Origin of the sequence: Congregibacter sp., assembly GCF_965662665.1 — a bacterium.
GTDB lineage: Bacteria > Pseudomonadota > Gammaproteobacteria > Pseudomonadales > Halieaceae > Congregibacter.
Genome location: NZ_CBFIIF010000023.1, coordinates 38,816 through 45,783, shown reverse-complemented (window position 1 = coordinate 45,783; position 6,968 = coordinate 38,816). Strand labels below are relative to the sequence as shown.

The following is a 6,968-nucleotide window of genomic DNA, read 5'->3' as shown; positions in this document are numbered from 1 at the left end:
CCTACAGGGCCCGCAGGCCAGAGAAGTATTGGGCGAGTTGCTGCCCGAGGCCGCAGACCTGGTGTTTCTCCGGGGTGTGCATTGCGAATTGGATGGCATTCCTTTGTACGTGACATGCTCTGGGTACACCGGAGAGGATGGCTATGAATTGTCAGTGGCCGGGGAGCACACAGAGACTTTGGCCAGAAAGCTCTTGCAGCACGAAGATGCCGCGCCCGTGGGCTTGGGTGCCCGGGATTCTCTCCGTTTGGAGTCGGGGCTGTGTCTTTATGGGCACGAGCTGTCGCCGTCGATCTCACCCATCGAGGCGAAATTGAATTGGTCCATAAGTAAGTCTCGCCGTCCCGGGGGAGCTCGCGCCGGAGGTTATCCGGGAGCTGAGCGCATCGGTCTGGAGTTAAGCGAGGGAACGAGCCGCGCCCGAGTGGGCATCCGGGTCCTGGGTAAACGACCCGTGCGAGAAGGGCAAGATGTGTTGAACGCAGCGGGGGAGGTGGTGGGCATGATCACGTCCGGGGCTTACGCCGCAACAGTGGATGCGCCTATTGCCATGGCTTTTGTGGAAAGTGGTTATACGGCGATCGATACAGCCTTAAGTGTTGACGTTCGCGGTAAAGAGCTGCCGGTAGAGGTGTGCAAAATGCCGCTGGTACCGCAGCGATACTTTCGAGGCTAGTCCTGCTTAGTTAGCCCAGGCACGAGGGGCTTTAAATTGTTGGGACAGGTATTGCATCTGATCCGCGAGAATTCGATCTTTGGCCAGATAGTGCCATTCGTAGGTGTTGGGTCGGAATGGAATGGCTAGCAACGGCATGCCCGCTTCTTCAGGCGTGTTGTTGTCTTTTTGCCAATTACAGCGTTTGCAGGCAGCGACCACATTCTCCCAGCGATCTCGGCCGCCCCGCGATACGGGCATGACATGATCCCGAGTTAGATCTGATCGGCTGTGCTGAGTGCCGCAATACAGACAGCGATGATCATCCCGTCGAAACAGCGTGCGATTACAAAGGGGCGGGGTGAATCCCTGAACGATACGACCCTGAAGCGCAATGATGGGCTGTAGGTCGATGCGGGAGCGTTGCCCGGAGAGTCGCTGGACGCCACCAAACACCGGAGGCAAGACATCCCCAATGCCGTAGACAACGTCGCCTCGGGCATAGGCCGATATGGCTTCGTGGAGTGACAACCATCCGCGGGGTTGTCCTGCCAGGTCCAACTTGAGGATCGCCTGCATGCGTTCCTACTCGTAGAGGTCCTGGCTAAACTACTGCAATCGCGGAGCGCGCACAATCCCTGGATGAAATTAGTTTGCGCGCCTTGCGCTCTACGCGCCTCCGCTCTTTTCTGACGTCGATGGTTCAGAGTTTTTCCAAACCACGGCAATGAGACGTTGGGTGCCCGTTTGCTCGGCAATGGACTCCGGATCATTGATTACCCGCAGCTTCTGCTTGTCACCCAGGCTGAAGAGTGGAATCAATTTTGCGCCGTTTTCCCGCTTATAGTCCTCAAGACTGAAGTCGTCTCCCAAACGAATCGTTTTTATTTCTGCACCCCCTGCTAGGAGGCTGGCGAGCTTTTCAAACGTGACATCCTGGTTAAACAAACGGGGAGGAGCGTACTCATCGGCGATGCGTGAGCGCTCGGTTTCGTGACGATCTTCACTGTTGCGAAGACTGAAGACGCGCTGGTGGCCAAACTCGCCACGAAACTTCATGCAGGCTAGGGTGTTCCACCGCGAACGCCGGCTCACTGCAAACAGGCGTCCGATACCAGAGAGTTCAAGATACTGATCGGCGTGAGAAGAGATGGGATCGCCGTAATAAACCTCGAAACCCGCCATGCGCGCGGCGCGGATTTCTTCATAAGACGTGTCTGCAAGTTTTACGCGATAACCTTGATCCTGAAGCGCTTGCGCGATGGCTCTTGCCACGCTGTTTGCTCCAACGAACAACACGCCATTGGGTTCAGCCTCGGCGAGTCCCAGCGCAGCGGTTACGCGTCGCGCGCTAAAGCTTTGCAGTACCACGGTCGCGAGAATGACCATAAAGGTGAGGGCGACCAGGGTCGAGGCACCTTCATGCCCAGAATCTTCCAGGCGAATCGCAAACAATGAGGACACGGCGGCTGCGACGATACCGCGAGGTGCGACCCAGGAAATCAGTGCTTTTTGCTGCCAGCGATAGCCGCTGCGTATGGTGGCCAACCATACGACCAACGGCCGTGCCGCGAGGATTATCAATAGGATAATGATTCCCTGCCAGCCTGTAGCGATGATTTCCGCCGGATCAACTCGGGCGCCCAGCACCACAAAGAGCATCGAGATAATCAGGACCGAGAGACTCTCTTTAAAACTCAGGATTTCGTTCACGGCTACGTTGCGCATATTGCCCAGCCAAACCCCCATTATTGTCACTGCGAGGAGTCCTGACTCGTGGACGAAGGCATCGCTGACCGCAAAAATCATAACCACCCAGGCGAGGGTGAGGACGTTAAGCAGGTACTCCGGAACCCAATGGCGGCGGAGGACAAGGCCCAAACTGCTTGCACCGGCCAGGCCCAGGATGGTTCCCGTGGCAACACTTTCGGCAAACAGCAGGAGAGAGTTTTGCCCGGTGAGCAAGTACTGAAACACCAGCACGGCTATCAGCGCCCCGACCGGATCGATCATGATGCCTTCCCAGCGGAGCACCTGACTGACGCTGTTTTCTGCACGCATTGTGCGCAGAAGCGGATTAATCACGGTAGGGCCGGTGACGATCATCAGCGCGGCAAACAGCATGGCGATGTCACCTGAGAGCCCTGCCAGGTAGTGCGCGCCGGCGGCGATCAACAGCCAGTTAAGAACCGCACCCCAGCTGACCAGATTAGTGACTACAGCACCGTGTCCTCGAATGTCCCTAAATCGGAGCGTCATACCGCCTTCGAACAGCACGAGGGCAACGCCCAGAGAGACCATGGGGAACAAAATCGGCCCGAACATTTCGTCGGGATTAAGGAGTCCTGTTGCCGGTCCTGCGAGAATGCCGAGCGCCAGCAGAGGCAGAATAGAGGGGAGCTTTAAGCGCCAGGCTAACCACTGGGCCCCTACGCCGAGTACCAGCACGGCGGCCATGGTGTAGAGAACAGATTGATCCATAAGAGGCTGAAACTCGCATTCAGATTAGCGAGTCAGCCTACTGTGATCAGAGAGCGATGGAAAGGAAGGCGCGGCAACAAATTGTCCGCGCCAATCTATCGCTTAGTCGTAGCGGTCTTTAAGAACAAAAAAGGCCAAAAACAGGAGAGCAATGCTGAAAGGCAAAGCGATATAGATACCGTTAATGCCCAACAGTGACTCCAAGGTCACCGCGCCGAAGTTGGCCGGTTGAATCAGGGTCGATTCCAGCAGCGGGAAGGCCAGGGAGAACAAAAAGGCACCAGCAAGCGCACCCAGTAGTGTGAAAATAGCGTCCTTCTTACCCTCAGCACTACCCACCACGCAGGTTCCTGGACAGTAACCGGCTACCGCCCAGCCAATGCCGAAGATCGCGCCGCCGGCAGCAATGCCCCAAAGATAGGCAGGTTTAACCGACATATTCGCCAGGCCGCCCATATCGAGCAGATAGATACCCAGAGAGCCGACACCAATTGCAGTCATCATCAGCTTGATGATCCACATATCCTTGAGCAAAAGGGTGCCTAAAATGCGGCGATAGCTCGTCGCGCCGCCGAGGTACAAGATCGCGCCGAACGCGCAGCCGATCAAAAAACCGATAATCAGAGTACTCATTACGCTCTCCCGCGATAGAGCAATTTAGCCATCAGTATTGCTGATACAAAGGTGATGACGCCAAAAATGAAGGAGCTGAGAGCGAGCTGGGAGATGCCGCTTATCATATGGCCACTGGTGCAACCCCCGGCCAGACGTGCGCCAAACAAAAGGAGTACGCCGCCAAAGAAAGAAGCCAGATAACGTTTTGCCTTGGATGGGCCAAAGGTCGCTTTCCAGAGTTCAGGCATAGAGCCCTTGTCCGCATCGGGTTGGCGCCGGCGCAGTAGTTGAGCGGTGACACCGCCCCCGACAACCATGCCGAAAACCAACATCCAACCGTAACCGACGCCCCAGTTGTCTTTCTCGCCGTATTTTGCAAGATAGGTGTTGGATTCCGCGAATTCTGGCGCTACCTGATGGGCAACCATCCCATCGGTCACCACAAACTGAGAGGATACCCCCAGCGGTTTAACTAAAGCAGTAGCAATCACGAGCAGCAGGCCCAGAGATATTCCCGCTGCTTTCCATGAAATGATGAAGTCTTTATTCACGACCTGTCCCCTATTTATTTTATCGTTGTCGTATTAGCGTGAGAGAATATTAGCAAATTTAAATATTAAGTAAATCTACTATTTATGAATACCTCAAAGCAAAAGTCACAAAAACTCTGGTTGTTTGCCGTCATTGCAACGTTTTTGGGGGTAGCGCAGCCGCCGTTCGCTTCTGATCAGGGGTCATCTCAACCGGATTTGGTGATTACCGAGGTAAGCGATTCAGTGTTTTCTGCTATTGGTGCCACCGAAGCCCCGTCGCGGGAAAACTTTGGTCACAACAACAACCTCTCTTTCATCATTGCCGAAGACGGCGTGGTGGTGGTCAATGGTGGAGACAACGCCCTGCTTGCGGCGGCGCTACATCGCGCAATTCAGGAACGCACGAATAAACCCGTGCGCTACGTGATCAACGAGAATGGCCAGGGGCACGCGTTTTTGGGTAACAGCTACTGGTCTGATCAGGGTGTGCCGATCATCGCGCAACGTCAGGCCATTGAGGAGATCAAGGCCCACGGAGAGCGCTCCCTTACGCAAATGCGTGAGCGCATGGGGCCCCTGGTTACAGAGGGGCGGGTCGTCTTGCCGGATGTCGCTGTCGACGATAGCTACGTACTGGATCTGGCGGGGCAGCGCGTTGAGCTGCGTCGCTTCGGTCGCGCTCACTCTCCGGGCGACTTATCCGTTTGGCTGCCCGAGCAGCGCCTGCTGATCGCGGGAGATATTGCGTTTCATGAGCGTTTGCTGGGTATTTTCCCCGATTCGGACGTGGACGCCTGGATTGATTCTTTTGATGTTATGGCGGCTCTGGAGCCGGAAATCGTGATTCCCGGTCATGGTGGACCCACAGACATCGACACCATCCGTTATTACACCCAGGGCTATCTGGAGTTTCTACGAGAAGAGATCGAGGTCATCCTCGATGACGATGGTGATCTTAGCGATGCCTACAACATCGATCAGTCGAGTTATAGCGATCTGGATACCTTTGATGAGTTGGCCCAGAAGAATGCAGGGCGATTGTTCAGACAAATGGAAGAGAAGTTGTTCTGACCCTCCTCTAATGAAACGAGCGCCGCCCACTCAGCGCGTGGAGTGGGCGGTGTCCGCTGTCCGTCAGTCCAAAAGTCCTGGTGACTTAAGGCCTTACCAGCTCCAGGAGAGCTCGATCTCAAACTGATCCATAGTCAAGTCTATGGTCTGCGTGGGATCAAAAGCGTTAGTACCCGTTACGGTGTTTTCTGGCGCGTACATAAACGCCACGCTGAACTCATGGCCCTTTTGGGTCTTGCGAGAGACGCCAAAAGTAAAGTGTTGCTCAACGGTCGCAGGGGCCAGAATGTTCAGCACCACGGCTGATTCATCGATGGGTTGCTCGCCGTAGCTGTAGCCGAAGCGATAGGTAAATGGCGAGTCGCCGCGGACATAACTGCCACCGATCTTATAGGTGGTGACGTCACTCCAGCCAAAGCCCGCGCCCTGATTGCCTCCAAAGCATGCTTCGACATTGGTGCCACCCTGACCTGCTGTGGGGCAGTCGAATATGCGCTGGAGCGGTGTAGCGATTGATTCAATCTCGCCGTATTGCGCGTGCTCAACATCAAGGTGCAGCTTCAGACGCTCGGTGGCCTGCCAGCTCACACCGACCCGGCCTACGGCGGGGATGTCGAAGGAGCCTTGCTTGGCAAAGAGATCGGAGTAGTCATCGAACTCCTGCATCTCCATGCGCGACTGATAAGACACCGCGAAGTCCAGAGTGTCTGTGGCATCCCAGATGACGCCTGCCTTGACGCCATAGCCCAGGGAGTAGTCAGTGCCATTGTTGCTCAGTCCCGTGGGAGGCTGGGTGCCGCCGCTTGCCGCAAAGGAGCGAGTAAAGCCACCAAAGGCGCTGACACCCTCAATTTCGAAAGTCTGTATGGCGATAACCGGGCCAATACCAAAGGCAAAGTCGCCGGTTTTGAAGCTGTAGCCCAGCTCCAGAAACGCCTGATTCAGATTGACGCCGGTATTACCGGTGCCGAAAGTGCCAGGTAGGGTCATAACCGGTGCGGGCCCTGGACCGTCGGGGTCAAAGGTGGCGCTGCCGTCCTTGTAGTCCGTGTTCATACCACCGCGGCCGTAAAACAGCAGACTTATCGCCCGGTCATTCTCCAGCGCCCAGCTCTTACCGATGTAGGGGATAGGGAAGTATTCGCTACCGCTCTCGACGTTGTCAGCGTTGACGGTGAAGGAGCCGAATTGACCGTTTATCTGGCTTTCCGAAGTGTCGTAGCTGCGCCGTGGTGAAAATATCGCGAGTCCCAGATCCATACGATCACCGACTAAAACGCCGGAGGCAATGTTGTTGGCGGCGTCAATCGCCTGCTCCGGCGAGGCGGTACCTGCACCTGCCTGCGCTTTATTGTGCGTGCCGATGCCGTGGGTGAAATACCCGTTAGTTGCCGCTGCATTGCCAGAGATGAAGAGTGCGGTCGCGATCGCGCCACCCGCGAATAGCGTATTTGCTCTCATGATTTGTTCCTTATTCTGTCTTATCGTTATTGTCCCCCGCAGCGTAAATGCCAAAGGCACTCCGCTACATTCGAATATTAAGATATTGTGATTTTGGCGCGGTGTAAACGAATATTTACGTTCAAATCACCATTTGGTGATCCTTAGGGGGG

The 6,968-nt window shown here is 55.5% G+C and carries 7 protein-coding genes; 2 read left to right on the top strand and 5 right to left on the bottom strand.

Annotated features, from left to right (window positions below; genetic code table 11):
* The coding region (locus ACTG39_RS10355; RefSeq protein ID WP_439107478.1) for a glycine cleavage T C-terminal barrel domain-containing protein at positions 1–676 on the top strand (676 nt) is incomplete at its 5' end.
* A 6-nt stretch (positions 677–682) separates the two neighbouring features.
* Here ACTG39_RS10355 and ACTG39_RS10350 read toward each other — a convergent pair.
* The 4 genes from ACTG39_RS10350 to ACTG39_RS10335 all read right to left on the bottom strand — a co-directional run bounded on the left by ACTG39_RS10350 (position 683) and on the right by ACTG39_RS10335 (position 4,302).
* Entirely contained in the window at positions 683–1,234 is a 552-nt protein-coding gene (locus ACTG39_RS10350; RefSeq protein ID WP_439107477.1) for an HNH endonuclease, read from the bottom strand.
* 90 nt (positions 1,235–1,324) lie between these two features.
* Positions 1,325–3,136 carry a cation:proton antiporter gene (locus tag ACTG39_RS10345; RefSeq protein WP_439107476.1) on the bottom strand — a complete coding sequence of 604 codons (1,812 nt, stop codon included), beginning with the start codon at positions 3,134–3,136 and terminating at the stop codon, positions 1,325–1,327.
* Positions 3,137–3,238: 102 nt separating this feature from the next.
* A complete protein-coding gene (locus ACTG39_RS10340; RefSeq protein ID WP_439107474.1) occupies positions 3,239–3,769 on the bottom strand; it encodes a YeeE/YedE thiosulfate transporter family protein in 531 nt (176 codons plus the stop codon).
* Complete coding sequence (locus ACTG39_RS10335; RefSeq protein ID WP_439107473.1) at positions 3,769–4,302, bottom strand: YeeE/YedE thiosulfate transporter family protein; 534 nt, start codon at positions 4,300–4,302, stop codon at positions 3,769–3,771. The genes ACTG39_RS10340 and ACTG39_RS10335 overlap by 1 nt, the downstream gene beginning before the upstream one ends.
* A gap of 84 nt (positions 4,303–4,386) precedes the next feature.
* Between ACTG39_RS10335 and ACTG39_RS10330 the strand changes: the two genes are divergently transcribed.
* Complete coding sequence (locus tag ACTG39_RS10330) at positions 4,387–5,355, top strand: MBL fold metallo-hydrolase (protein WP_439107472.1); 969 nt, start codon at positions 4,387–4,389, stop codon at positions 5,353–5,355.
* 93 nt (positions 5,356–5,448) lie between these two features.
* Here ACTG39_RS10330 and ACTG39_RS10325 read toward each other — a convergent pair whose 3' ends face one another.
* On the bottom strand, positions 5,449–6,816 hold the full coding sequence (locus ACTG39_RS10325; RefSeq protein ID WP_439107471.1) for an OmpP1/FadL family transporter: 1,368 nt from the start codon (positions 6,814–6,816) through the stop codon (positions 5,449–5,451).
* Positions 6,817–6,968 lie beyond the last annotated feature (152 nt).

Excerpts from the sequence above, each read along its gene's own strand:
- ACTG39_RS10350 (WP_439107477.1), bottom strand. The coding sequence starts at position 1,234 with ATGCAGGCGATCCTCAAGTTGGACCTGGCAGGACAACCCCGCGGATGG.
- ACTG39_RS10340 (WP_439107474.1), bottom strand. The coding sequence starts at position 3,769 with ATGAGTACTCTGATTATCGGTTTTTTGATCGGCTGCGCGTTCGGCGCG.
- ACTG39_RS10330 (WP_439107472.1), top strand. The coding sequence starts at position 4,387 with ATGAATACCTCAAAGCAAAAGTCACAAAAACTCTGGTTGTTTGCCGTC.
- ACTG39_RS10345 (WP_439107476.1), bottom strand. The coding sequence starts at position 3,136 with ATGGATCAATCTGTTCTCTACACCATGGCCGCCGTGCTGGTACTCGGC.
- ACTG39_RS10325 (WP_439107471.1), bottom strand. The coding sequence starts at position 6,816 with ATGAGAGCAAATACGCTATTCGCGGGTGGCGCGATCGCGACCGCACTC.